Here is a 278-nt window from a genome sequence, read left to right as displayed (position 1 = left end):
ATGCAACATCGACAGCGGTGAGCTTATCCGTTGTTGGATAGGCTTGGTTAATCGCTTCATCGGCTTGGTTTACCTTCGCATGCTGCAGCTTGGCATTGATAAAGTTTCGACTATCTAGCCATAGCTTGCCACCTACTGATATGCTCTCTGCATCACCGCCAAGAGCGTGACCGAGCGGATAGCCTTGCTGATAGTAACCATCGGTATAGAGAAAATGATCATACGATACGCCTTTGACATCGCCACTACTCCGCGTGTCTGCATACTCAGCATAAACC

1 protein-coding gene is annotated in these 278 nt (G+C 48.6%); it reads right to left on the bottom strand.

The window, feature by feature from the left end:
• A partial coding sequence (locus AAEY80_RS14480) for a capsule assembly Wzi family protein (RefSeq protein ID WP_350588564.1) occupies positions 1-278 on the bottom strand: 278 nt, incomplete at both ends.

It is taken from the genome of Psychrobacter sp. 78a-MNA-CIBAN-0178 (genome assembly GCF_040309625.1).
Lineage (GTDB): Bacteria > Pseudomonadota > Gammaproteobacteria > Pseudomonadales > Moraxellaceae > Psychrobacter > Psychrobacter okhotskensis.
Note: the sequence above shows the minus strand (reverse complement) of the source record. Positions and strands in the feature narration are given on the sequence as shown.